The 23,597-nt window shown below is 71.4% G+C and carries 20 protein-coding genes and 3 pseudogenes; 14 read left to right on the forward strand and 9 right to left on the reverse strand.

The window, feature by feature from the left end; translation table 11 throughout:
* The 6 genes and pseudogenes from ACIQHQ_RS13980 to ACIQHQ_RS14005 form a co-directional block, all read left to right on the forward strand.
* Positions 1–495, forward strand: a pseudogene (locus ACIQHQ_RS13980) (alpha-1,4-glucan--maltose-1-phosphate maltosyltransferase); the annotation flags it as partial.
* The gene (gene treS / locus ACIQHQ_RS13985; protein ID WP_107455377.1) at positions 492–2,192 is read left to right on the forward strand and encodes a maltose alpha-D-glucosyltransferase; all 1,701 of its coding nucleotides are present in this window, start codon (positions 492–494) and stop codon (positions 2,190–2,192) included. The pseudogene ACIQHQ_RS13980 and the gene treS, both read left to right, overlap by 4 nt.
* A 190-nt stretch (positions 2,193–2,382) precedes the next feature.
* On the forward strand, positions 2,383–3,825 hold the full coding sequence (locus ACIQHQ_RS13990; RefSeq protein WP_402612189.1) for a maltokinase: 1,443 nt from the start codon (positions 2,383–2,385) through the stop codon (positions 3,823–3,825).
* A gap of 27 nt (positions 3,826–3,852) precedes the next feature.
* Entirely contained in the window at positions 3,853–6,675 is a 2,823-nt protein-coding gene (glgB, locus tag ACIQHQ_RS13995; RefSeq protein ID WP_402612190.1) for a 1,4-alpha-glucan branching enzyme, read from the forward strand.
* 128 nt (positions 6,676–6,803) lie between these two features.
* Positions 6,804–7,268: a hypothetical protein gene (locus tag ACIQHQ_RS14000; RefSeq protein WP_402612191.1), complete on the forward strand. Its 465-nt coding sequence runs from the start codon at positions 6,804–6,806 to the stop codon at positions 7,266–7,268.
* A complete protein-coding gene (locus ACIQHQ_RS14005; RefSeq protein WP_402612192.1) occupies positions 7,265–7,675 on the forward strand; it encodes a hypothetical protein in 411 nt (136 codons plus the stop codon). The genes ACIQHQ_RS14000 and ACIQHQ_RS14005 overlap by 4 nt, the downstream gene beginning before the upstream one ends.
* Before the next feature lie 45 nt (positions 7,676–7,720).
* On the opposite strand, the gene ACIQHQ_RS14010 is transcribed toward ACIQHQ_RS14005, so the two are convergent.
* From ACIQHQ_RS14010 to ACIQHQ_RS14025, 4 genes are all read right to left on the reverse strand, one after another.
* A complete protein-coding gene (locus ACIQHQ_RS14010) occupies positions 7,721–9,982 on the reverse strand; it encodes a HelD family protein (protein ID WP_402612193.1) in 2,262 nt (753 codons plus the stop codon).
* Between the two features lie 140 nt (positions 9,983–10,122).
* On the reverse strand, positions 10,123–10,437 hold the full coding sequence (locus tag ACIQHQ_RS14015; protein ID WP_361302446.1) for a thioredoxin domain-containing protein: 315 nt from the start codon (positions 10,435–10,437) through the stop codon (positions 10,123–10,125).
* Positions 10,438–10,451: 14 nt separating this feature from the next.
* Positions 10,452–10,865, reverse strand: coding sequence for a MerR family transcriptional regulator (locus ACIQHQ_RS14020; protein WP_402612194.1), 414 nt, complete (start codon positions 10,863–10,865; stop codon positions 10,452–10,454).
* 29 nt (positions 10,866–10,894) lie between these two features.
* A complete protein-coding gene (locus tag ACIQHQ_RS14025) occupies positions 10,895–11,404 on the reverse strand; it encodes an Lrp/AsnC family transcriptional regulator (protein WP_402612195.1) in 510 nt (169 codons plus the stop codon).
* Positions 11,405–11,449: 45 nt separating this feature from the next.
* On the opposite strand from ACIQHQ_RS14025, the gene ACIQHQ_RS14030 reads away from it, so the two are divergent.
* From ACIQHQ_RS14030 to ACIQHQ_RS14040, 3 genes are all read left to right on the forward strand, one after another.
* Entirely contained in the window at positions 11,450–12,364 is a 915-nt protein-coding gene (locus tag ACIQHQ_RS14030) for an NAD-dependent epimerase/dehydratase family protein (protein WP_402612196.1), read from the forward strand.
* Between the two features lies 1 nt (position 12,365).
* Positions 12,366–13,265 (forward strand): aldo/keto reductase, encoded by a 900-nt coding sequence (locus ACIQHQ_RS14035; RefSeq protein WP_402612197.1) that lies wholly within the window; start codon positions 12,366–12,368, stop codon positions 13,263–13,265.
* Between the two features lie 66 nt (positions 13,266–13,331).
* Positions 13,332–13,622 (forward strand): WYL domain-containing protein, encoded by a 291-nt coding sequence (locus tag ACIQHQ_RS14040; RefSeq protein WP_402612198.1) that lies wholly within the window; start codon positions 13,332–13,334, stop codon positions 13,620–13,622.
* Here ACIQHQ_RS14040 and ACIQHQ_RS14045 read toward each other — a convergent pair.
* Together ACIQHQ_RS14045 and ACIQHQ_RS14050 are read right to left on the reverse strand one after the other, a co-directional pair.
* Positions 13,623–13,970, reverse strand: a pseudogene (locus tag ACIQHQ_RS14045) (IS5/IS1182 family transposase); the annotation flags it as partial.
* Positions 13,971–14,246: 276 nt separating this feature from the next.
* Positions 14,247–15,919, reverse strand: a pseudogene (locus tag ACIQHQ_RS14050) (DHA2 family efflux MFS transporter permease subunit).
* Between the two features lie 109 nt (positions 15,920–16,028).
* Between ACIQHQ_RS14050 and ACIQHQ_RS14055 the strand changes: the two are divergent.
* Complete coding sequence (locus tag ACIQHQ_RS14055) at positions 16,029–16,643, forward strand: TetR/AcrR family transcriptional regulator (protein ID WP_402612199.1); 615 nt, start codon at positions 16,029–16,031, stop codon at positions 16,641–16,643.
* Between the two features lie 80 nt (positions 16,644–16,723).
* Here ACIQHQ_RS14055 and ACIQHQ_RS14060 read toward each other — a convergent pair whose 3' ends face one another.
* Positions 16,724–18,121, reverse strand: coding sequence for a cation:dicarboxylate symporter family transporter (locus ACIQHQ_RS14060; RefSeq protein WP_402612200.1), 1,398 nt, complete (start codon positions 18,119–18,121; stop codon positions 16,724–16,726).
* Between the two features lie 178 nt (positions 18,122–18,299).
* On the opposite strand from ACIQHQ_RS14060, the gene ACIQHQ_RS14065 reads away from it, so the two are divergent.
* The 3 genes from ACIQHQ_RS14065 to ACIQHQ_RS14075 all read left to right on the forward strand — a co-directional run bounded on the left by ACIQHQ_RS14065 (position 18,300) and on the right by ACIQHQ_RS14075 (position 21,057).
* The gene (locus ACIQHQ_RS14065) at positions 18,300–19,970 is read left to right on the forward strand and encodes an ATP-binding protein (protein ID WP_402612201.1); all 1,671 of its coding nucleotides are present in this window, start codon (positions 18,300–18,302) and stop codon (positions 19,968–19,970) included.
* Positions 19,967–20,656, forward strand: coding sequence for a response regulator (locus ACIQHQ_RS14070; protein ID WP_390990959.1), 690 nt, complete (start codon positions 19,967–19,969; stop codon positions 20,654–20,656). Before ACIQHQ_RS14065 ends, ACIQHQ_RS14070 begins: the two co-directional genes overlap by 4 nt.
* A gap of 122 nt (positions 20,657–20,778) precedes the next feature.
* Positions 20,779–21,057, forward strand: coding sequence for a hypothetical protein (locus ACIQHQ_RS14075; protein WP_402612202.1), 279 nt, complete (start codon positions 20,779–20,781; stop codon positions 21,055–21,057).
* On the opposite strand, the gene ACIQHQ_RS14080 is transcribed toward ACIQHQ_RS14075, so the two are convergent.
* Complete coding sequence (locus ACIQHQ_RS14080; protein WP_402612203.1) at positions 21,054–21,482, reverse strand: PPOX class F420-dependent oxidoreductase; 429 nt, start codon at positions 21,480–21,482, stop codon at positions 21,054–21,056. The two genes, ACIQHQ_RS14075 and ACIQHQ_RS14080, sit on opposite strands and share 4 nt — an antisense overlap.
* A gap of 201 nt (positions 21,483–21,683) precedes the next feature.
* Here ACIQHQ_RS14080 and ACIQHQ_RS14085 point away from each other — a divergent pair, with 201 nt between their 5' ends.
* Positions 21,684–22,460, forward strand: a complete 777-nt coding sequence (locus ACIQHQ_RS14085; protein WP_402612204.1) for a helix-turn-helix domain-containing protein — start codon at positions 21,684–21,686, stop codon at positions 22,458–22,460.
* Here the strand turns inward: ACIQHQ_RS14085 and ACIQHQ_RS14090 are convergent.
* Positions 22,457–23,482: an ATP-dependent 6-phosphofructokinase gene (locus ACIQHQ_RS14090; RefSeq protein ID WP_402612205.1), complete on the reverse strand. Its 1,026-nt coding sequence runs from the start codon at positions 23,480–23,482 to the stop codon at positions 22,457–22,459. The two genes, ACIQHQ_RS14085 and ACIQHQ_RS14090, sit on opposite strands and share 4 nt — an antisense overlap.
* Positions 23,483–23,597: the final 115 nt, after the last annotated feature.

A 23,597-nucleotide genomic window follows, 5' to 3' on the forward strand; every position in this document is an offset into this window, starting at 1 on the left:
TCCGGCTACGAGCTGTGTGAGAACACCCCGCTGAAGGAGGGCGGCGAGGAATACCTGGACTCGGAGAAGTACCAGCTCAGGCACCGTGACTGGGAGGCGGCCGAACGTGAGGGCCGCACCATCACCGGGCTGCTGACCCGGCTCAACACCGTCCGGCGGGAGAACCCGGCCCTCCAGCAGCTGCGCGACCTGCACTTCCACCACGCCGACCAGGAAGCGGTGATCGCCTACTCGAAGCGGAAGGGTTCGAACACGGTTCTGGTGGTCGCGAACCTCGACCCCCACCACACCCAGGAGGCCACGGTCTCGTTGGACATGCCGCAACTCGGCCTCGACTGGCACGAGTCGGTGCCGGTACGCGACGAGCTCACCGGTGAGATCTACCACTGGGGCAGGGCCAACTATGTGCGCCTCGAACCGGGCCGCAGGCCCGCGCACGTCTTCACGGTTCTGCGACCGTCCACCCCGGAGATCGGAGGGTCACCCACAACATGATCGTCAACGAACCCGTTCCGGACACCTTCGAGGACACTCCCGCGAGGGACCGTGACCCGGAGTGGTTCAAACGCGCCGTCTTCTACGAGGTGCTCGTCCGCTCGTTCCAGGACAGCAACGGCGACGGCGTCGGCGACCTCAAGGGCCTGACCGCCAAGCTCGACTACCTCCAGTGGCTGGGCGTCGACTGCCTGTGGCTGCCGCCGTTCTTCAAGTCCCCGCTGCGCGACGGCGGCTACGACGTCTCCGACTACACGGCCGTACTGCCGGAGTTCGGCGACCTGGCCGACTTCGTGGAGTTCGTCGACGCCGCACACCAGCGCGGCATGCGCGTGATCATCGACTTCGTCATGAACCACACCAGCGACCAGCACCCGTGGTTCCAGGAGTCGAGGAAGGACCCCGACGGACCCTACGGCGACTACTACGTGTGGGCCGACGACGACAAGCAGTTCCAGGACGCGCGGATCATCTTCGTCGACACCGAGGCCTCCAACTGGACCTACGACCCGGTCCGCAAGCAGTACTACTGGCACCGCTTCTTCTCCCACCAGCCGGACCTCAACTACGAGAACCCGGCCGTGCAGGAGGAGATGATCTCCGCACTGAAGTTCTGGCTGGACCTGGGCATCGACGGGTTCCGGCTGGACGCGGTGCCGTACCTGTACCAGCAGGAGGGCACCAACTGCGAGAACCTCCCGGAGACGCACGACTTCCTGAAGCGGGTGCGCAAGGAGATCGACGCGCAGTACCCGGACACGGTGCTGCTGGCGGAGGCCAACCAGTGGCCCGAGGACGTCGTCGACTACTTCGGCGACTACCCGAGCGGTGGCGACGAGTGCCACATGGCGTTCCACTTCCCGGTCATGCCGCGCATCTTCATGGCGGTACGCCGCGAGTCCCGCTACCCCGTGTCGGAAATCCTGGCCAAGACACCGGCCATTCCGTCGAACTGCCAATGGGGCATCTTCCTGCGCAACCACGACGAGCTCACGCTCGAGATGGTCACCGACGAAGAGCGCGACTACATGTGGGCCGAGTACGCCAAGGACCCCCGCATGCGCGCCAACATCGGCATCCGCAGGCGGCTGGCCCCGCTGCTGGACAACGACCGCAACCAGATCGAGCTGTTCACGGCCCTGCTGCTGTCGTTGCCAGGCTCGCCGATCCTGTACTACGGCGACGAGATCGGCATGGGCGACAACATCTGGCTCGGCGACCGCGACGCGGTGCGCACGCCGATGCAGTGGACCCCGGACCGCAACGCCGGCTTCTCCTCGTGCGATCCGGGGCGGCTGTTCCTGCCCACGATCATGGACCCGGTCTACGGCTACCAGGTCACGAGTGTCGAGGCGTCCATGGCCTCGCCGTCCTCGCTGCTGCACTGGACCCGCCGCATGATCGAGATCCGCAAGCAGAACCCCGCCTTCGGACTCGGCTCGTACACCGAGCTGCCGTCGACGAACCCGGCGGTGCTGGCGTTCCTGCGGGAGTACGAGGACGACCTGGTGCTGTGCGTGAACAACTTCTCCCGTTTCGCGCAGCCCACGGAACTGGACCTGAGCGCCTTCGAGGGGCGGCACCCGGTGGAGCTGTTCGGCGGGGTCCGCTTCCCCGCGATCGGCGAACTGCCGTACCTGCTGACGCTCGGGGGCCACGGGTTCTACTGGTTCAGGCTTCGCAAGGAAACCATGTGAGGCCTGAAAAGGCCTGTTGAAGCCTGATGCGCGGGGCGGGCGGCAAACCCCGGCGGCGGGGCGTTTCCTCCGCCCCGCCCGGGGCACGCATCAGTAACACCCCGCCCACCCGCGTGAGCCGGAGGGGCGCCGTCCGGGCCGGCCGCAGGCGCCGGAGGCGCACCAAACATGGGTGAAAGGACGCGACGCCATGTCGGAAGCCGTCACACGCACCGTCACCACCCCGCCCGGCCTTCTTGCCTCCCTGGATCCGCTGCTACGGGAATGGCTGCCGCGGCAGCGCTGGTTCGCCGGCAAGGGACGGCCGGTCACCGGGTTCACGCTGGTCGAGGCGACCGAGCTGCTCCCGGCCACGTCCAAGCTGGGCCTGTACCACCTGCTCGTCCGCGCCCACCAGCCCGTCGTGCCCTCCCACGGTGCGCCGGGTCACCCCGGTGACTGCTACCAGCTGCTGATAGGCGTGCGCGAGGCGCTGCCGCCTCGGCTGGCGCCCGCGCTGATCGGACATGTGCCGACGGGACCGCTGGCCGGCCGGACCCTCTACGACGCCCTGCACGACACCAGGCCGGCCGAGCTGCTCCTGGAGGCGCTGCGCACCCGGGCCCGTATCGGCAGGCTCCGCTTCGACCGGGACGCCGGGCAGGACATCCGCTCCCCGCTGGTGCCGCGCGTGGTCACCGCCGAGCAGTCCAACTCGTCGATCATCTACGGAGATACGTTCATCCTGAAGCTGCTCCGCCGGATCGTGCCCGGGGTCAACCCGGATCTGGAGCTGCCGCTCGCGCTGGCCCGCGAGGGGTGCCCCCGCGTTCCCGCTCCGACGGCCTGGATGGTCGCGGACATCTCCCCCACGGCGGACCCGGTCGTCACGGCGGGTCCGGGCGACCCCGCCGGCCAGCCGTACGTCCTCGGAGTGCTCCAGCCGTTCCTGCAGGGCGCCTCCGACGGCTGGGAGCTGGCCCTGCGCGAGCTGGCCAAGGGCGAGGACTTCAGCGCCGAGGCGCGGGCCCTGGGGCGGGCGACCGCCGAGGTGCACACCGCGCTGGCCCGGGCGCTGCCGACCGTCACGCTCGGTCACATGCAGCTCCAGATGATGGTCGACGGCATGATCGAGCGGCTGGACGCGGCCGTCCAGGCGGTGCCCGCGCTGCGGTCGTACGCCGGTGGGCTGCGGTCGGCGTTCACGGCGCTGGGCGATCTCGCCGCCGAGGGCCGCACCTGGACCGCGCAGCGGGTGCACGGCGATCTGCACCTCGGCCAGTGTCTGCGCTCGCCGTCCGGCGAGTGGTGGCTGATCGACTTCGAGGGGGAGCCGGCCCGGCCTCTCGCCGAGCGGCGCATGCCGCAGCCGGCGGTGCGGGACGTCGCCGGCATGCTGCGGTCCTTCGACTACGCGGCGCGCTCGGCCGACCCTCCCCGGCCGGACTGGGCCGAGACCTGCCGTTCCGCGTACTGCTCCGGCTACGCGGAGGCCTCCGGCCTCGACCCGCGCACCGACCCGGTGCTGCTGCGGGCCTACGAGACGGACAAGGCGATCTACGAGGTGGTGTACGAGGCCCGGCACCGCCCCGACTGGCTGCCGGTGCCCCTGGCCGCCATAGACCGGCTCGCCTCGTCCGGCCACCTGACCTGACCGACCCTCGTCCTGGAGGCTCCGCCCGTGACCCCCCGTCCTGAGTCCAGCGGTTCACATCCCAAGGGCACCGCCGGGGAGAAGATCCCCGAGCAGCCCACGGCCGCGCAGAAGAAGAGCGCCGCGAAGAAGACGGCGGTGCCGAAACAGGCGGCGGCGAAGAAGACGGCCGCCGCGAAGAAGGCCGCCGTCAAGAAGACGCCCGCCGCGCAGTCACCGGCGGTGAAGGCCACGGCCAAGAAGGCGACGCCGGCGAAGACGACGGCGAAGAAGGCGGTGGCCAAGAAGGCGGCTCCCGAGGAGGCGGTGGCGCCCGGGAAGGCGGCGGCGAAGAAGGCTGCGCCGGCGAAGACGGCCGCGAAGAAGGCGCCGGCCGAGAAGGCGGCGCCCGTCAAGGCCGCCGCCAAGAAGGCCGTCACGAAGAAGGCCGCCGCGACGAAGGCCACGGCTGCGAAGTCCCAGGCCTCGAAGGCACCGGCCACCAAGGCGGCCACGCCGAAGACGACGGCCAAGAAGGCGGCCACCACGAAGACGGCCGTCAAGAAGGCCACCACCGCCAAGGCCCCCGCGAAGAAGGCGCCCGCGGGCAAGGCGCTCATCGGGACGGCCTCCGCCGAGCCGGCCGCCTCCGCCCAGGTCGCCCCTCCGGAGATGGAGGTCGCCGTCTCACCCGCCGTCGACGCGGTGGACCGCGAGCGGCTGCTCGGCGGTACGCACCACGACCCGCACTCGGTGCTCGGGGCGCACCCGGTGCCCGGCGGTATCGCCTTCCGGGCGTTCCGGCCCTACGCCCTGTCGGTGACCGTCGTCGCCGGGGAGCTGCGCGCCGAGCTGCACGCCGACGGCGAGGGGTTCTTCTCCGGCCTGTTGCCGCTGCGCGAGGTCCCCGCCTACCGGCTGGTCGTGGAGTACGAGGGGACGGTCCTGGAGACCGAGGACGCCTACCGCTTCCTGCCCACGCTGGGCGACCTCGACCTGCACCTGATCGGTGAGGGCCGGCACGAGGAGCTGTGGACGGCGCTGGGCGCGCACCCGATGACCCACGAGGGGGTGACCGGCACCCGGTTCGCGGTGTGGGCGCCGAACGCGCGCGGTGTGCGCGTGGCCGGCACGTTCAACTTCTGGGACGGCACCGGCCACGTCATGCGGTCGCTGGGTTCGTCCGGGGTGTGGGAGCTGTTCCTGCCGGACGTCGGCGAGGGCGAGCTGTACAAGTTCGAGATCACCCGGCCCGACGGTTCGAGGACGATGCGTGCCGACCCGATGGCCCGCCGCACGGAAGTACCGCCCGCGACCTCGTCGGTCATCACGTCCTCGCAGTACGAGTGGGGCGACGCCGAGTGGCTGGCCCGGCGCGCCGAGGCCCCGGCGCACGAGGCGCCGTTCTCGGTGTACGAGATCCATCTGCCCTCCTGGCGGCCCGGCCTGACGTACCGCCAGCTGGCCGAGCAGCTTCCCGGGTACGTGAAGGACCTGGGCTTCACGCATGTGGAGCTGATGCCGGTCGCGGAGCATCCGTTCGGCGGCTCCTGGGGCTATCAGGTGACCGGCTTCTACGCTCCGACGGCCCGGCTGGGCACGCCGGACGACTTCCGGTTCCTGGTCGACAAGTTGCACCAGGCCGGTATCGGCGTCCTCATGGACTGGGTGCCGGCGCACTTCCCGCGGGACGACTGGGCACTGGCCGAGTTCGACGGCCGGCCGCTGTACGAGCACGCGGATCCGCTGCGGGCGGCGCACCCCGACTGGGGCACGCTGGAGTTCGACTTCGGGCGCAACGAAGTGCGCAACTTCCTCGTCGCGAACGCCGTGTACTGGTGCGAGGAGTTCCACATCGACGGCCTGCGCGTGGACGCGGTGGCCTCGATGCTCTACCTGGACTACTCGCGCGAGCCGGGCCAGTGGACGCCCAACGAGCACGGTGGCCGGGAGAACCTGGACGCGGTGGCGTTCCTGCAGGAGATGAACGCGACGGTGTACCGCAGGGTGCCCGGCGTGGTCACGATCGCCGAGGAGTCCACCGCCTGGGACGGCGTCACCCGGGCCACCCACCACAAGGGCCCGAGCGGCTTCGGCGGCCTCGGGTTCGGGCTGAAGTGGAACATGGGCTGGATGCACGACTCGCTCCAGTACATGAGCCACGAGCCGGTGCACCGCAAGTACCACCACGGTGAGATGACGTTCTCGATGGTGTACGCCTACAGCGAGAACTACGTCCTGCCGATCTCCCACGACGAGGTCGTGCACGGCAAGCACTCCCTGGTGTCGAAGATGCCCGGCGACTGGTGGCAGCAGCGCGCCGGGGTGCGCTCCTACCTGGGCTTCATGTGGGCCCACCCGGGCAAGCAACTGCTGTTCATGGGACAGGAGTTCGCGCAGGGTGCCGAGTGGTCCGAGGCGCACGGCCCCGACTGGTGGCTGCTGGACCCGGGCTACGGGGCCGAGCCCGACCACCGGGGCGTGCGTGACCTGGTGCGCGACCTGAACACCGTCTACCGGGCGACCCCGGCGCTGTGGCGCCTGGACACGGACCCGGCCGGTTTCGAGTGGATCGTCGGGGACGCCGCCGACGACAACGTCGTCGCGTTCCTGCGGCTGGATCCGGAGGGCACCCCGGTGCTGGCGGTGTCCAACTTCGCGCCGGTCACCCGCCAGGACTACCGCCTGGGCGTTCCGGAGGACGTCCCCGCCTGGCACGAGGCCGTCAACACCGACGCGGCCCGCTACGGCGGCAGCGACGTCACCAACCCCCACCCGGTCAAACCGGAACCCCAGCCCTGGCACGGCCGCCCGGCCAGCATCCGCCTCACCCTGCCACCGCTGGCGACGGTGTGGCTCCGGCCGGCATAGGGGGGCCGGGGCTCCTGTGACAGGGCTGTGACCGGAGGTATGGCCTCCGTCACAGCCCGTCCGGGCGGGTGCTGGTGGGGTGTCCGTATGCGTGCCGTCCCGTTCACCTCGCAGATCCAGCCGCGCTGATGGGCTTCGGCATCTCCGCGGCCTGTGCCGTCGGCGCACTCGTCGCCGCGGCGGGTGTCGTCGCGATGGCGTTGCCCGGGCGGCCCCGGCCGTGGCCGGTGCATCTGATGCGCCGTGCGGCGGGGGCGGCCGCGTGGGCGGCGGCGGCCGTGTACTCGCAGGGTGCCTTCACCGTGCTGATGTCGGAGCAGGCCTTCGGTGACGGCGCGAACTCGATGCCCGCCCCGGCCTGCCGCGACGGCTTCGACCCGGCCACGGTCGAGGGCCTGAGCCACCACCGGTCCTCGTACCTGCCGCTGCGTTTCGACTGCGTCCGCGAGGACGGCTCCGTCTACGCCGGCGATCCGGACTACGTGTGGATGAACTGGGCGAGCGCGTCCCTCGCCCTGTCCGCCGCGCTGCTCGTCATCGGCGCGGGCTACGCGAGCGAGCTCCGGGCCCGCGAGGCGGCCGTGACGTCATGATGCTGCTGCCCGTCTTCGCCGGGCTGGTCGTCGGCTGGGTCGCGCTGCGGGGGCTGCTGGCGCATCCGCTGCTGCCGCTGTGGGTGAAGACGTCGGTCTTCTGGGCGGTGCCGCTCACCGCGGCCACGTGGCTGTTCATCATGGCGGCGGACGACCCCGTCCTCTTCCCGGAGACCGCCCCCTGCCCCAGGGAACCGTTTCAGGAGGGCGTCATCGGGAGCGGAAAGGTATCGGGAGTCTCCACCCCGTTTCCGCCGCGGGCCTACTGCGTGTGGGAGGACGGCACCGTCTACGAGCTCGCGCCCGGGGCCGAGTTCCTGTTCTGGGTCTTCTTCGCCCTGACGGTCGTACCGCTCGCCGCCGGGCTGTGGCACGCCCTGCGGGATCCGAAGTCGCTGCTGGGATAGACGACCCCGCACCCGGCCCAAGGGGGCGGGTACGGGGCCGCTTCGCTACCCGAAAGCCTCGGCCAGGGCCTTCGGCAGTTCCCCCGTGTGCAGGAGGCCCAGCCGCTGGGTGGCCCGGGTCAAAGCCACGTACAGATCGCTGGTGCCGTACCGGCCGGGCTCGACCACCAGAACGGAGTCGAACTCCAGGCCCTTGGCCTGGCGCGGGTCGAGCAGGACGACGTTCCGGGTGAGGTCGGGTTCCGCGCCCGCAGTGACGCCTTCCAGCCGGGCCGCGATACCGCGGTGCAGGTCGCGCGGCGCGATCACCGCGAGCCGCCCCTCGGCCGGGGTGAGCTCCTCGACCGCCTTGGCGACGGCGCCCGGGAGGTCGTCGGTGGCGCGGGCCCAGGGGCGCACGCCCGTGGAGCGGACGGAGCTGGGCGGTTCGAACCCGGGGTGCTCGGCGCGCACCACGGCCGCCGCGACGTCCATGATCTCGGCCGGGGTGCGGTAGTTGACGCCCAGGCGGGTGTGCTCCCAGCGGTCCTCGACGTACGGGGAGAGGATGTCCGACCAGGAGCCGACCCCGGCGGCCTCCGCGGTCTGGGCCGGGTCGCCGACCAGGGTCATCGAGCGGGTCGGGCTGCGCCGCATCAGCAGCCGCCACGCCATCGGCGACAGTTCCTGCGCCTCGTCGACGATGATGTGCCCGAAGGCCCAGGTGCGGTCGGCGGCGGCTCGCTCGGCGGCGCTGCGGTGGTCGTCCTCCTCGTGCCGCTCGGCGAACCGCTCGGCGTCGATGATGTCGTGCGCGGACAGCACCTCGGAGCTCTCGGGGTCGCCCTCCTCCTTGTCCTCGAACTCGTAGGTTCGGGACGCGTACGACACCTCCAGCACGCCCTGCGCATAGGCGATCTGCTGCTCCCGCTCGCGCTGGGCGCGCTCGCGGGCGAGCCGGTCGTCCTCGCCGAGGAGTTCGGCGGCCTCGTCGAGCAGCGGCACGTCCGCCACCGTCCAGCGCCGGGTCACGGGGCGCCGTACGGCGTCGGCGTCCGCGGGGGGCAGGAACTCCTCCGGGGCGGCGAGGAAGTCGGCCACGAGCCGTTGCGGGGTGAGCACCGGCCACAACTGGTCGATGGCGGACCAGACTTCGGGGTTCTCGGCGAGGTCGTCACGGATCTGGGTGATGTCGCTGGGGTCGAGCAGGCTGGACCCGTCGAAGGGATCGGTGCCGATCCGCTCGGCGTACATATCGGTGAGGGCGTTGAGGATGTGCCCCTCGAAGTGCTCGCGGGCGGCGTTGTGCGGCAGCTTGGCGGCACGCGCGCGCTCGCGCGCGACGCCCACCAGGCCGTCGTCGAGCATGAGGACCTCGCGGTCGTGCTCGATGGCGATCACCGGGTCGGGCAGCGCCTGCCGGCTGCGGACGACGTCGGCGAGCACGTCGGCCATGCCGGCGCGGCCCTTCACGGCGGCCGCCTCGGGCGGGTCGGTGGCGGTCGCCCTCACGCCGGGGTACAGCTCGCCGACGGTCGCGAGGAGCACGCCGGTCTCGCCGAGGGAGGGCAGCACCTCGCCGATGTAGCCGAGGAACGCCGGGTTGGGCCCGACGATCAGCACCGCCCGCTTGGCGAGCAGTTCCCGGTGCTCGTAGAGCAGGTAGGCGGCGCGGTGCAGGGCGACGGCCGTCTTGCCGGTGCCCGGGCCGCCCTCCACCACCATCACGCCGCGGTGCGGGGCGCGGATGATGCGGTCCTGGTCGGCCTGGATGGTCTGCACGATGTCGCTCATGCGGCCGGTGCGCGCGGAGTCGAGGGCGGCGAGCAGGACGGCGTCGCCCGTCGGGTCCTCATGGCCGGTGCGGGTCCGGTCGCCGAGGTCGAGGAGTTCGTCGTGCAGCTGGGTGACCCTGCGGCCGTCGGTGGCGATGTGCCGGCGGCGCCTGAGGCCCATCGGGGTGTGGCCGGTGGCCAGGTAGAAGGGCCGGGCGACGTCGGCGCGCCAGTCGATCAGGACGGGGGTGCGCTCGGCGTCGTCCGTGCGCAGCCCGATCCGGCCGATGTGATGGGTGACGCCCGAGGTGAGGTCGATCCGGCCGAAGCACAGGGAGCCGTCGACCGCGTTCAGGGCGGCGAGCAGCCCGGAGCGCTCGGCCACGAGGATGTCCCGCTCGAGTCTGGCCTGCATGGGGGTGTCGCCCTGCGCGAGAGCGTCCGTGACGGAGGTCTCGGCGTCGCCGCGCAGCGCGTCCACGCGCGCGTACAACTCGTCGATGAATTCCTGTTCCCGGCGCAATTCATCGTCCGGAAATTCGGTGTTTGACAATTCCACTCCCGCCCCGATATACTGTGCTCACTGAACTTCACCGTGCCTTCAGTCGACTTGAAGTCACGAACAAACAAATATACGCAAGGAAATCCCCCGAGCGCAATTGCTCGGGGGATTTCCTTGTGTCGGGGGCAGTGTCACAGCACGTCGGCGAGTTCCTCCAGCAGCCGCCGCTTGGCCCGCGCGCCGACCATCGCCTTCACGGGCTCACCGCCGCGGAACACCATGAACGTCGGCATGGAGAGCACCTTGTAAGCGTTGGTCGTCTCCGGGTTGGAGTCGACATCCAGCTGCACGACCTTCAGCCGGTCGCCCTCCTCGGAGGCGAGGGCCTTGAGCACCGGGCCCATCTGCCGGCACGGCGGGCACCAGTCGGCGGTGAACTCCACCAGCACCGGCAGCTCCGCGCCGATCACCTCCGCCTCGAAGTCCGCGTCGGTCACATCGGTCACTTCGGTCACTCCGGTCACGTTGTGTCCCCTCCCAGCTCGCATATGGGTTCCGGGCCGCCCGGAACCTCCGCCTCGGCGGCCAGCTCGGCCCGGGCCAGCTGCCGCGCGACGGTGTCCCGCACGCCGGTCAGCTGGCCGATCAGCGCGTCGAGTTCGTCCAGCTTGCGCCGGTAGACCGCGAGCGACGCCGGGCAGGAGTCGCCCTCGGGGTGCCCGGCTCGCAGACACTCCACGAAGGGCCGTGTCTCCTCCAGGTCGAATCCGAAGTCCTGGAGCGTCCTGATCTGCCGGAGCAGCCGCAGATCGCTCTCGTCGTAGGTCCGGTATCCGTTCCCGGTGCGCCGCGCGGGCAGCAGCCCCCGCGACTCGTAGTACCGCAGCGTCCGCGTCGTGGTCCCGGCCCGTGCGGCCAGCTCGCCGATTCGCATGCACACGAACGTATTCCTTGACCCCGGCGTCAAGGCAACAGCGGTTTCCGCTCCACCGGGGAGGTCAGCACGATCGAGGTCGTGGTGCGGCCCAGGGCGGACACGTTCTCCAGGACCTCCTCCAGGTGCACGGTGTCGCGGACGGCCACCTTGACGATCCAGCAGTCCTCCCCGACCACGTGGTGCACCTCGGTGATCTCGGGCCGCTCGATCAGCTCCAGGGTCCTCGGGTGCTTGAGGTTGTAGCCGCCGTGCGGGTCGACGCGGATGAACGCCTGGATGCCGTAGCCGAGCCGGGCCGGCACGACGTGGGCGCCGTAGCCGCTGATCACGCCCGCCGCCTCCAGCCGCCGCACCCGTTCGGTGACGGCCGCGGGGCTGAGCCTGACCCGGCGGCCCAGCTCGCTGAGCTTGATCCGGCCGTCGGTCTGGAGCAGCTGGAGGATCTGCCGGTCCAGCGTGTCGAAGGCCACCGATGTTTCGTCGGCGGCAGTGCGCAGATACCGTGGTTCTTTCGGCACGGCGGCCTGAACTCCCATGGTTCCCCCTTCAGAGCGTGGATGTACGCCGGGAGAATTATGGCCATGGAAAAGGCCCTGGAAGTACTGGTCATCGGCGGGAACCGTTACGTCGGAAAGCGTCTGATCGCACGGCTGCTCGCCGAAGGCCACCGTGTCACCGTGCTGAACCGGGGGTCCTCCCCGCCGCCCGCCGGGGTGGAGCCGCTGCGGGCGGACCGGGACGACGAAAGGTCGCTGACCGGCGCGCTCGGCGCGCGGGTCTTCGACGTGGTCGTCGACCAGGTCTGCTACACCCCGCGCCAGGCCGCGATCGCCCGCCGCGTCTTCGCCGGCCGTACCCGGCGCTATGTGATGACCTCCACGGTCGAGGTGTACGAGTACGAGGACTCCCTCGCCCTCGTGCGCGAGGAGGCCGTCGACCCGTCCGCCGTCGCCGTCGACCTCGATCAGCCCTGGGACGACCCCGCGTTCCTGGAGGCCCACTACGGGGAGGGCAAGCGGCAGGCCGAGGCGGTCCTCGCGGCCGGCGGCGCGGCGTTCCCGTACGCGGCGGTGCGGGTGGCCCATGTGCTGGGCGGGGACGACGACTTCACGGGCAGGCTGGTCCACTATGCCGAGCGGATACGCACCGGCGAGCCGATCGCCGTGCCGGCGGCGAACCGGCCGGCCACCTATGTGTACGTCGAGGAGATCGCCCGCTTCCTGGCCTGGGCGGCGGGCGAGGACTTCACCGGGCCGGTGAACGCGGCGTCTTCCGGGGCGTTGAGCACCGAGGAGCTGTGCGCGGCGGTGGCCGCTCATGTCCCGGGCGGCCGGGCGGAGTTCCGGCCCGTGGAGGTCGGCGAGGTCTCGCCGTTCTCCTTCCGCCGCTCCTACGGCATGGACAACGCCCGGGCCGCCCGGCTCGGCTTCACCTTCACCGACGCCCGGCAGTGGCTGCCGCGGGCCGTCGCCGAGACGCTCGGGAAGGGCGACTGACATGCGGTACAGGACACTTGGCGGCCTGCGGGTGAGCGCCGTCGGGCTCGGGGCGATGCCGCTGTCCATCGAGGGCCGGCCGGACGAGGAGCGCGCCCTGGCCACCGTGCACGCCGCGCTCGACGCGGGTGTGACCCTCCTGGACACGGCCGACTCGTACCATCTGCCGGGCGCGGAGCCCGGCCACAACGAACGTCTGGTGGCCCGCGCGCTGGCCACCTACGGCGGTGACACCTCCGGCGTCCTGGTGGCGACGAAGGGTGGCCGCGGCCGCCCGGCGGGCGGGGACTGGACGGTGAACGGCTCCCCGCGCCACCTCAAGGCAGCCGCCGAGGCGTCGCGCAAGCGGCTGGGCGTGGAGGCGGTCGGCCTCTACCAGTTGCACAAGCCCGACCCCGCGGTGCCCTTCGAGGAGTCGGTCGGCGCGCTGCGCGAGCTGCTCGACGCGGGCACGATCCGGCTGGCCGGTGTGTCCAACGCGGACGCGGACCAGATCCGCCGGGCGCGCGAGATCCTCGGCGACCGGCTGGTGTCGGTGCAGAACCGGTACTCCCCCGCCGTCCGGGACAGCGAGCGGGAGCTGCGGCTGTGCGCGGAACTGGGACTGGCGTTCCTGCCGTGGAGCCCGCTGGGCGGACTGGCCCGCAGCTCCCTGGACGGGCCGTCGCGCACGGAAGGGGAGCAGCGCTTCGCCGCGTTTCACGCGGTGGCGGCGGAGCGCGGGGTCAGTCCCCAACAGGTCGGACTGGCCTGGCTGCTGGCCCGGTCCCCGGTGGTCGTCCCGATCCCGGGGGCGAGCCGCCCGCAGACGATCAGAGATTCGGCGTCCGCGGCGGACCTGCTGCTCACCGAAGAGGAAAGGACCCGACTGGACGAGGCGGCCGGGCCGGGCCGCGCCTGACTACCGAGGCTCAGCGCCCTCCCCCTGGTTGAATCCCATCTCCACCCCGATCCGGTCGCATTCGTCATGAGCACGCACGACCGGGGCGACACCCTGGCGGAATGGCCATGTTGCGGGTCGGCGCTCGTCGCGCTACCTGCGCCCATGGTCGCCCGGTTCGCCCCAGGCGGGTCGACGGTCGAGCACGACACCGACTCCAGCTGCCGACTCACGCTCGGCGCGTGGTCATGGGCGGGGCTGGCAGGACTGCTCCTGACTTTCGACGCTGACGTCACGGACATAGAACCGGCAGAGCTCAGGCAGGCGCTGCGCTCCCTGCGCACCCGCATCGACGAAGGACTCAGGTGTGCTACGTGAGTTCGCCGAGAACCGGTAGGTGCGCCAGGAGGTTGCGACTTGCGGGTCACGGACCGGGACCAGGGTGCCGTCCGTGATCCATGACTGGTCGGTGCCCGGTACCGGCCTGGGCGCCGACTCCAGCGCAAGCAGCGGGCCAAGGCACCGGATGAGCCGGCAGACGGTGGCAGATGAGCAGCCGAAGAGCGGCGCGAGCTGCCGGCCGGCGCAAGACACCACGGCCGGCCACCACCGGGGCCGTTGCCGCCTCGCTCCCTCACCACCCGAAGCAGCTTCTCAAAGCGCCCCACCGGCAACCCGGTGAACATCTCCACCCACCGGCTCAGCCTTCAACTCCCCACCCGACAGGCAAAATGCTCGACACCAAGCCTTCTGCAACACTCTCAGGGGTGCCGCCCCATCGCGCCGTCCGCCCGGACAGCGGGCCCGGCGCCATCCGGCGCACGCTCCCGGCACCGCCGGACTTCGCGGGGCAGGGGGGACGTCGCGGACGCCCTCTGGGGCCGGGAACGAGTGTGGCGCCTGCCGCCTCGTCGGCGGTGGCACCTCCCTCGCGACCGGTCTCAGGGGGTGCTGTTCGAAGAGTCCTGCCTGCCCCGCGTCGCCCGGCACGCTCCCCGAGTACTAGCGGGCCCCGGCCGACTCCAGTTCCTTGTCCTCCCCGGCGGGTTCGTCCACCGGCTTCGCCCTGCCGGGCAGCAGCAGCGCCACCACCACCGTGCCGGCGCCCAGGATCACGGCTCCGATCAGGCTGGTGTGCGCCACCGCGTCGGAGAACGCGGATCCGACCGCGTCGGCCATCTGCCGCGCGCCGCCGCCCAGTTGTTCGGCCTGCGACCGAAGCCGCTCCGCCTGCTGGGGGTCACTGGTGTGCGCGGCCTGCTCGGCGAGCTGCCGGGCCTTGTCGCCGATGCCGTGGGCGACGGCGTACCCGGCCCCGACGGAGTCCTGGGCCGTGGCCAGGGAGGAGGCGGGGAGCTTGCTGCCGGCCGTCGCGTCCGAGAGGTGGCCGGAGTACGACGTCGCCAGCAGCGAGCCCAGGATCGCGATGCCCAGCGAACCGCCGAGCTCCAGCGACGTGTCGTTCACGGCGCCGCCGACGCCCAGCTCGGACTCCGGGAACGCCCCCATGATCGCGTCCGTGCAGGGCGAGAGCGCGAGCCCGATCGAGAGGCCGAGGACGACGAGGGGCGCGATGAAGCCGCCGTACGACGAACCGGCGTCGACCTGGGTGAGCAGCGCCAGGGCCGCCGTGCCGCCGACCATGCCGGCCGTGACGGTCCACTTCATGCCGAGCCGGGGCGTGAGGAAGCCGGTGAGGGCCGCCCCCACGAACACGGCACCCGCGAGCGGCAGCATGCGCAGTCCCGTGTCCAGGGCGTCGTAGCCGAGGACGAACTGGAGGTGCTGCGTCAGGTAGTAGAAGGCCCCGAAGACCGCGAGGAAGAACAGGGCGACGGCGAGGTTGGAGCCGGCGAAGCCGCGGTCCGTGAAGCGGCGGACGTCGAGGAGCGGGCGGGGGTGGCGCAGCTCCCACAGGACGAAGGCGACGAGCCCGGCGCCGGCGAGGACCGCCGCGGTGACGGCCTTGACTCCCCAGCCGAAGTGCGGGCCCTCGATGATCATGTAGACCAGCGCGGCGATCCACACCACCGACAGCAGTCCGCCGCCGTAGTCGATGCGCCCCCGGTCGGTGGCCTGGGACGGCGGTACGAGGACGAGGGCGCCGACGAGGGCCAGGACCGCGACGGGGACGTTGATGAGGAACGTCGAGGACCAGCCGTGGTCCTCCAGCAGCACCCCGGCGACCAGCGGTCCGGCCGCGATGGCGAGCCCGGCCGTGGCGGTCCACAGGGTGATGGCCTTGGCCCGTTCGGCGCGCGGGAAGGTGGCGGCGAGCAGGGACAGCGTGGCGGGCATGATCATCGCGGCACCGACGCCCATCACGGCCCGTGCGGCGATGACCGTCGTGGAGCTTCGGCGAGGAAGCCGAAGACGGAGCCGCCCGCGAACACGACCAGCCCGAGCACGAGCGCGCCCCGGCGGCTGTACTTGTCGCCTATCGCGCCGAGCAGCAGCATCAGCGCGGCGTAGGGGACGGTGTAGCCGTCGATCACCCACTGCAGGTCGGCGCTGGACAGCCCGAGGTCCTCGGTCATGTCGGGCGCGGCGACGGTGAGGGCGGTGTTCGCCATCACGATGATCAGCAGGCTCAGGCAGAGCACGAGGAGCGCCCACCAGCGGCGTGCGTAGGGGCGGTCCATCCTCTCGGCCGGTTCGTTCATGACGAGTCGCATGGCAGGGGTTGCCTTCCTCGCTGAGTTGCACATGGCTGTGCATTTACACAACAGTGTGCAATCTACGTCGTTGCACAGAAGTGTGCAACTCGATGGGGGAAGGGGCACAATGACGTCCATGACCACGGGACCCAGCCGCGCCGACGCCAACCGCCGCCGCATCCTCGACGTCGCCCTCGCCGAGCTGCTGCGCGACGCCGACGCGTCCATGGACCAGATCGCCCGCGCCGCGGGCGTCGTACGGCGGACGGTGTACGGCCACTTCCCGAGCCGCGAGGCGCTGATCAGCACGCTCGTCGACGAGGCGGTGGAAGCCCTGTCCGGCGCGCACGCGGCGGGCCGCGCGGGCGTGCGGGACCCGGCCGAGGCGGTGGCGCGCTCGGTGCTGGCCGTGTGGGAACTCGCCGACCGCTACCGGCTGCTGATCGCGCTCGCCCAGCGCACGGTCACCATGCAGGGCATCAGGGAACGGCTCGCCCCCGTCCGGGAGGCCGCCACCGAGGTGCTCCGGCGCGGCCTCGACCAGGGCGTCTTCAGCTCACCCCTGCCCGCGCCGGCCCTGGCGTACGTGCAGGAGCAGATGCTGGTCGCGCTGATGGAAGCGGTGAACGACGGGCTCGTGGCAGCGCAGGAGGCGGGCCGCTGCGCCGCGGTCACGATTTTGACCGCGGCGGGCGTGCCCGCCTCCGATGCCACCGAGCTGGTGGCGAAGCTGAACGACTGATCTTCTCTGCGGGTGGACCGGGCGGCTGAGCGACGGGGGGACACCCAGCCGCCCGGAGTCTCGCGGGGGCGGCGCGGCCCTCAGGCCTTCGCCAGCTCCTTCTCGCCGCCCTGGTCGGGCACCTCGGCCTCGACGCGGTCCTCGGCCGGGCCGCCGTGCCCGTCGTCCAGCAGCGTCTTCTCGTCGAAGGGCAGCTGACCGGCGAGGACCTGGTTCACGCGGTCCTTGTCGATCTCCTTCGTCCAGGTGCCGATCAGCACGGTGGCCACGGCGTTGCCGGCGAAGTTGGTCAGGGCGCGGGCCTCGCTCATGAAGCGGTCGATGCCGACGATGAGGCCGATGCCGTCCACCAGGGCCGGCTTGTGCGACTGCAGACCGCCGGCCAGCGTCGCGAGGCCGGCGCCGGTGACACCGGCGGCGCCCTTGGAGGCGACCAGCAGGAAGAGCAGCAGCGGGATCTGCTCGCCGATCGACATCGGCGTACCCATGGCGTCGGCGATGAACAGCGAGGCCATGGTCATGTAGATCATGGTGCCGTCGAGGTTGAAGGAGTAGCCGGTCGGGACGGTGATGCCGACCACCGGCTTGCTGACGCCCAGGTGCTCCATCTTGGCGATGAGCCGCGGCAGCGCGGACTCGGAGGAGGACGTGGACAGGATCAGCAGGAACTCGCGGCCCAGGTACTTGAACAGGGTCAAGATGTTCAGGCCGGAGACGGCCCGCAGCAGGATGCCGAGCACGATGAAGACGAACAGGAAACAGGTGACGTAGAAGCCGAGCATCAGCACGGCGAGGCTCTTGAGCGCGTCCAGGCCGGCGGAGCCGGTGACGGCGGCGATGGCGCCGAAGGCACCGATCGGGGCGGCCCACATCACCATCGCGAGGATGCGGAAGACGAGCCGCTGGATGTGCTCGATGCCGCGCAGGATGGGCTGGCCGGCCGAGCCCATCCCCTGGAGCGCGAAGCCCGCGAGGAGGGCGATCAGCAGGGTCTGCAGGACCGACTCGTTGGTGAAGGCGGAGACGATCGTGGTCGGGATGATGCCGAGCAGGAACTCCGTGGTGTCCTTGGCCTCGGCGTCGACCTGCGCATGACCGGCGTCCTTGATCGCGTCGGTCACCGCGAGGCCGGTGCCCGGCTCCAGGATGTTGCCGACGACCAGGCCGATGCCCAGCGCGACCAGCGACATCACCGTGAAGTAGCTCAGGGCGATACCGCCGACGGCACCGACCTTGGCGGCTTTCCGCACCGAGCCGATGCCCAGGACGATGGTACAGAAGATGATCGGCGAGATCATCATCTTGATCAGGGCCACGAAACCCGTGCCGATGGGCTTCAGCCCGACAGCGAAGTCGGGTGCGGCCAGACCCACCGCGATACCGGCGGCGACCGCGATGATCACCGCGATGTAGAGATAGTGCGTGCGGTCCCGCTTGGCTTTGGGTGCGGCAGGTGCCGTATCGGCTGCGCTGGTCACGGCGGCCCTCCTTGACGACGTCGTCGGCATCACCGGCGTGCGGCTCACGTCCGGGGGAAAGGGAGCGGGGCTCCCGGGGATGCGTTATGGGGAATGCCCGTGACTATGTCCTGCTCTGTGAGCGCGGTCACCCTTCCGTTCATTTAGTTCACAATCAGCCACGGTGCACACTGACGGCATGCGCCTCACCGTCCCCGGTCCCCGCAGTCTGGCGGGCCAGCTCTTCGCCATGCAGGCCGTGCTGATAGCCGTCGTCGTGGCCGGATACGCGCTGTTCACCTATGTCAGCGACCGCAGCCAGGCCGAGGAGGCCGCGACGCGCCAGGCCAGGGCGGTGGCCCGGTCCGTCGCGGACTCCCCGTCCGTGCTGGCGGCGACCCGCACCAGCGATCCGACGGCCGAGCTCCAGCCGTACGCGCTGAAGGTGATGCGGGACACCGAGGTCGACTTCATCACGATCATGGATCCGCGGGGCATCCGCTGGACGCACCCCGACCCCCGGCAGATCGGCCAGACCTTCCGGGGCCACACCGAGCGGGCCCTGAGGGGCGAGACGTTCACCGAGACCTACACCGGCACGCTCGGTCCGTCGGTCCGCGCGGTCACCCCGATCCGGGACGGCCGGAAGGTGGTCGGTCTGGTCAGCGCGGGGATCCGGGTCGACCAGATCACCCAGCGGGTCCAGGGCCAGCTGACGGCCCTGCTCGGCGTCGCGGCGGGCGCGCTGGTGCTGGGCGCGGTCGGCACCTACGTCATCAACGCCAGGCTGCGCCGTCACACCCACGGCATGAACGCGACCGAGCTCAGCCGGATGCACGACTACCATCAGGCCGCCCTGCACGCCGTACGCGAGGGCCTGCTGATGCTGGACGGGCAGTACCGTGTGGCGCTGATCAACGACGGAGGTCGTGAGTTGCTCGGCGTGGCCGGGGACGTGGTGGGCAGGTCGGTGGCGGAACTGGGATTGCCCGCCCCGCTGACGGGTGCCCTGCTGGCGTCGGAGCCACGGGTGGACGAGGTGTATCTGACGGCGTCCCGGGTCCTGGTCGTCAACACCTCACCGGTGTCGGGCGGCGAGCGGCGCGGTACGGTCGTCACGCTGCGCGATGTCACCGAACTCCAGTCGCTGATGGGCGAGTTGGACTCCGAGCGGGGCTTCACACAGGCGCTGCGCTCACAGGCCCACGAGGCGGCGAACCGGCTGCACACGGTCGTGTCGCTGATCGAGCTGGGCCGGGCGGAGGAAGCGGTGGAGTTCGCGACCGCCGAGCTGGAGCTGGCGCAGGCACTGACCGACCAGGTCGTGGCGGCGGTGAGCGAGCCGGTGCTCGCGGCGCTGCTGCTGGGCAAGACGGCCCAGGCGAACGAGCGGGGCGTGGAGCTGATGGTGTCGCAGGACAGCAGCCTGGACGACGGCCTGCTGCCGCAGACCCTGCCCGCGCGGGACCTGGTGACCATCCTCGGCAACCTGATCGACAACGCCGTGGACGCGGCGCAGGGCAGCACGGGGGCCCGGGTGACGGTGGCGGCGTACACCCGGGACACCGGGGACACCCCGGAGCTGGTGCTGCGGGTCTCCGACACGGGCCCGGGCGTGGACCCCGAGCACGCCGAGGCGGTCTTCCAGCGCGGCTTCACGACGAAGCCGGCGGGCCCGGGCGGCCGGGGCCTCGGGCTGGCGCTCGTACGACAGGCGGCGCAGCGGCACGAGGGCTCCCTGACGGTGACGGAGGCCGAGGGGGGCGGAGCGGAGTTCGAGGTTCGGCTGCCGCTGCGGGAGTCCGGGGCGGCGGGCGCGATCGTGACATCCGGGGCCACGGTGGCCAGAGGCGCTGGAGGCGACGCATGACGGACACCGAGCAGGCCATTCGGGTGCTGGTGGTGGAGGACGACCCGGTCGCCGCCGACGCGCACGTGATGTACGTGGGCCGGGTGCCCGGGTTCGTGGCCGTGGGCAAGGCGCATTCGGGTGCGGAGGCCCGCCGGGTCCTGGAGCGCACCCCGGTGGACCTCCTCCTGCTCGATCTGCACCTGCCGGACGTGCACGGGCTGCAACTGGCCCGGTCCCTCAGGACGGCCGGTCACCACGCGGACGTCATAGCGGTGACGTCGGCGCGCGACCTGGCCGTCGTACGCGAGGGCGTCTCGCTGGGGGTCGTGCAGTACGTCCTGAAGCCGTTCACCTTCGCGACCCTGCGCGACCGCCTGGTGCGCTACGCGGAGTTCCACGCGGCGGTCGGCGAGGCCAGCGGTCAGGACGAGGTGGACCGGGCGCTCGCGGCCCTGCGCGCGCCGGGCCCGGCCGCCCTGCCCAAGGGGCTGAGCGCGCCGACGCTGGAGCGGGTGACGGTGGCCCTGCGCGACAGCGCGGAGGGCCTCACGGCCGCGGGAGTCGCGGAGACCGTGGGCATCTCCCGGATCACGGCCCGCCGTTACCTGGAGCATCTCGTCGACGCGGGCCGCGCGGCCCGCCGCCCGCAGTACGGCACGGTGGGCCGGCCGGAGTTGCAGTACCGCTGGGTCACGGGCCAGTGACGGCCCATCAGCCGCCGATCGAACCGCCGCACACGCATCGACCCGACGGGACCCACGCAACTCAGGTTCACGACGCAACCGTCCCGGCCACGACGACGTGCGCCCGGAAGGAGGTCGTGCCCGTGCGCCCCACCGCCGCCCTCACCCCCCTCGCCGCCCTGGTCCTCGCCTCGAGCAGCCCTCACCGCCTGCGGCGGGGGCCCGGCAGCGACCCGGATACCGTGCAGGTCTCCTTCAAACAGTCCACGGACACCTCCGTCAAGGCGATGGACACCTGTCTCACGGACATGGGGAAGCAGTTCGAGAAGGCCCACGTCGCCATCGCCCGGTCCGCCGACGTGCAGGACGCCCGACGTCCGCCGGGCCGCGCCCGATGCGCGGCCGGACGCGGACACCCCTAAGGGATGTCCGTCCCCTCCGGCAGTACGCCCGGCCGGAACGGCTCGACCCCCTCCAGCCTCCGCACCCGTGTCGGCTCGATCAGCAGCATCACCCGGCGCTCACCCGGCAGCAGCCACGGGTACCGGTCCTCGCCGAGGTACTTCCGCGCCAGCCGGTCCATCGCCCGCTCCGCGGCCTCTCCCTCCACGAACCGCACGACCTTCCCCCGGATCTCCGCCCGGTCGTACGGGTTGCCGGGGTCGTGGTGCGACAGCGAAACGTAGGGATTGCGCCGCAGATTCTCTTCCTTCACCCGCCCCATCGAGGTGTTGACCATGACGTACTCTCCTTCGATGTCCGCCCACATGGGCGACACCTGAGGCGCCCCGTCCGCCCCCACGGTCGCGAGGTGCCAGAAGTTCGGCGCGAGAAGACGCTCGCGCATATGCCCTTTGAGCTTGCCGTTCACGTGAGTCGCCGCCTTTCCGGGCCCGCGATCACCGGCCCCGGCGCCATCCTCACCCCGCCACCGCCCCGGCCGACAGACGATCTTCGGCCGCGGTCCAACCCGCCGGTAGCCGTAGCTTCCTACAATCCGTGATCCTGGCCGAACAGACCGTAGTCAGCCCTCTCCGGTCGCCCTAACTTGTGGGCCGTGCGCCGACCTTCAGCCCGACCGAGCCAGCCCCCGTACCCTCCCCCGCCGCGGTCCGCCCCCGCGGTCCCGCCCTTCAACGCCCCCGCCGCCCGCCGGCTGCGCGCGGCCCTCGGCATGGCACCCGAGCACGTCGCCTACGGCATGCGCGTCTCGTACGGGCATCCCCACGTCACCCCGGACCACGTGAGGGCCTGGGAACGCGGGGCCGCCGCCCCGACCAACTCCGAGCTCACCGCACTGGCGGGCGTGCTGTGGTGCTCGCCCGCCGAACTCATCGGCAGACCGCGCACCCTGCGAGAACACCGCATCGCCCGCTGCCTCGCCCCGGAGGACGTGGCCCGGGCCGTGGGGCACGACGTGCACGCGTATCTGCGCATGGAGGAGTCCGGCATCTGGCGCGGCACCGACCGCCAGTCAGCCGCCCTGGCCGATCTGCTCGGGCTGGGACTGCCCGACTTCGTCACCGTCACCGGCAGGAACGCCAAGCTCGGGGACCTGCTGCGCAGCGCCGCCACCACCCGCTGGCAGGCCCGGGTCCGCCCGGTGGCCACACTCGTGCCCCTGGACCGGCGGTTCCTGGAACGCGCCCTGCGGGCGCTGCACGCGGACTACCAGGGCTACATGGCCGCCACCCTGAGCTGGGGCGGCGGCAGCGGTGACGCGGGCGGCGCCGGCCAGGACTTCCTGGACCGGATCGTGGAGCACTTCTGGACGAAGCTCCAGGACGACACCGACCTGGGGGCCGGCTGGGCAGCCGCCCTCTAGAAGACCGACTCCGCCTCGTCCATCCGGTCCTTCGGTACCGTCTTCAGCTCGGTCACGGCCTCCGCGAGCGGGACCATCACGATGTCCGTCCCGCGCAGGGCGGTCATCCGGCCGAACCTCCCCTGGTGTGCCGCCTCCACCGCGTGCCAGCCGAACCGCGTGGCGAGCACCCGGTCGTAGGCGGTCGGCACACCACCGCGCTGAATGTGGCCGAGGATGACCGGCTTGGCCTCCTTGCCGAGGCGCCGCTCCAGCTCGTGGGCGAGGGCGGTGCCGATGCCCTGGAAGCGCTCGTGGCCGAACTTGTCTATGGCGCCCTTGACGTAGTCCATGGTGCCTTCGGCGGGATGGGCGCCCTCGGCGACGCAGACCACGGCGAACTTCTTGCCGCGGGAGAAGCGCTCCTCGACCATCTTCACGAGGTCGGCCGGGTCGAACGGGCGCTCCGGCAGGCAGATCCCGTGCGCGCCGGCGGCCATGCCGGACTCCAGCGCGATCCAGCCGGCGTGCCGGCCCATGACCTCCACCACCATCACCCGCTGGTGGGACTCGGCGGTGGTCTTCAGCCGGTCCATCGCCTCGGTGGCGACCCCCACCGCGGTGTCGAAACCGAAGGTGCGGTCCGTGGAGGAGATGTCGTTGTCGATCGTCTTCGGGACGCCCACGACGGGCAGGCCCGCGTCGCTGAGCATGCGCGCGGCCGTCAGCGTGCCCTCGCCGCCGATCGGGATCAGCGCGTCGATCCCGAATTCGTGGATCATGTCGGAGGCGTTCTCGCACGCCTCCCGGAGCCGGTCGCGCTCCAGCCGGGACGAGCCGAGGATGGTGCCGCCGCGGGCCAGGATGCCGCTGACCGCGTTCAGATCGAGGGAGCGGTAGCGGCCGTCGAGCAGGCCCGCGTAGCCGTCCTCGAAGCCGATGACCTCGTCGCCGTAGTTGTCGACCGCCCGGTGCACGACCGACCGGATCACGGCGTTCAGGCCGGGGCAGTCGCCGCCTGCGGTGAGAACTCCGATACGCATCGTGCTGTGTCTCCTGCTCGCTGTTGATACCGGTGAGCCACTGCCGATTGTTTCACGCTCCGCGGCCCGGTGCGGCACCCCCGGCCTGCCGGGTGCCTTATATAGCCGCAGAGGT

It is taken from the genome of Streptomyces sp. NPDC092370, assembly GCF_044755265.1.
Lineage (GTDB): Bacteria > Actinomycetota > Actinomycetes > Streptomycetales > Streptomycetaceae > Streptomyces.

Excerpts from the sequence above, each read along its gene's own strand:
- treS (WP_107455377.1), top strand. The coding sequence starts at position 492 with ATGATCGTCAACGAACCCGTTCCGGACACCTTCGAGGACACTCCCGCG.
- ACIQHQ_RS13990 (WP_402612189.1), top strand. The coding sequence starts at position 2,383 with ATGTCGGAAGCCGTCACACGCACCGTCACCACCCCGCCCGGCCTTCTT.
- ACIQHQ_RS14090 (WP_402612205.1), bottom strand. The coding sequence starts at position 23,482 with ATGCGTATCGGAGTTCTCACCGCAGGCGGCGACTGCCCCGGCCTGAAC.
- ACIQHQ_RS14035 (WP_402612197.1), top strand. The coding sequence starts at position 12,366 with ATGCGGTACAGGACACTTGGCGGCCTGCGGGTGAGCGCCGTCGGGCTC.
- ACIQHQ_RS14065 (WP_402612201.1), top strand. The coding sequence starts at position 18,300 with ATGCGCCTCACCGTCCCCGGTCCCCGCAGTCTGGCGGGCCAGCTCTTC.
- ACIQHQ_RS14040 (WP_402612198.1), top strand. The coding sequence starts at position 13,332 with ATGAGCACGCACGACCGGGGCGACACCCTGGCGGAATGGCCATGTTGC.
- ACIQHQ_RS14055 (WP_402612199.1), top strand. The coding sequence starts at position 16,029 with ATGACGTCCATGACCACGGGACCCAGCCGCGCCGACGCCAACCGCCGC.
- ACIQHQ_RS14070 (WP_390990959.1), top strand. The coding sequence starts at position 19,967 with ATGACGGACACCGAGCAGGCCATTCGGGTGCTGGTGGTGGAGGACGAC.
- ACIQHQ_RS14005 (WP_402612192.1), top strand. The coding sequence starts at position 7,265 with ATGATGCTGCTGCCCGTCTTCGCCGGGCTGGTCGTCGGCTGGGTCGCG.
- ACIQHQ_RS14020 (WP_402612194.1), bottom strand. The coding sequence starts at position 10,865 with ATGCGAATCGGCGAGCTGGCCGCACGGGCCGGGACCACGACGCGGACG.
- ACIQHQ_RS14025 (WP_402612195.1), bottom strand. The coding sequence starts at position 11,404 with ATGGGAGTTCAGGCCGCCGTGCCGAAAGAACCACGGTATCTGCGCACT.
- ACIQHQ_RS14030 (WP_402612196.1), top strand. The coding sequence starts at position 11,450 with ATGGAAAAGGCCCTGGAAGTACTGGTCATCGGCGGGAACCGTTACGTC.
- ACIQHQ_RS14080 (WP_402612203.1), bottom strand. The coding sequence starts at position 21,482 with ATGCGCGAGCGTCTTCTCGCGCCGAACTTCTGGCACCTCGCGACCGTG.
- ACIQHQ_RS14000 (WP_402612191.1), top strand. The coding sequence starts at position 6,804 with ATGGGCTTCGGCATCTCCGCGGCCTGTGCCGTCGGCGCACTCGTCGCC.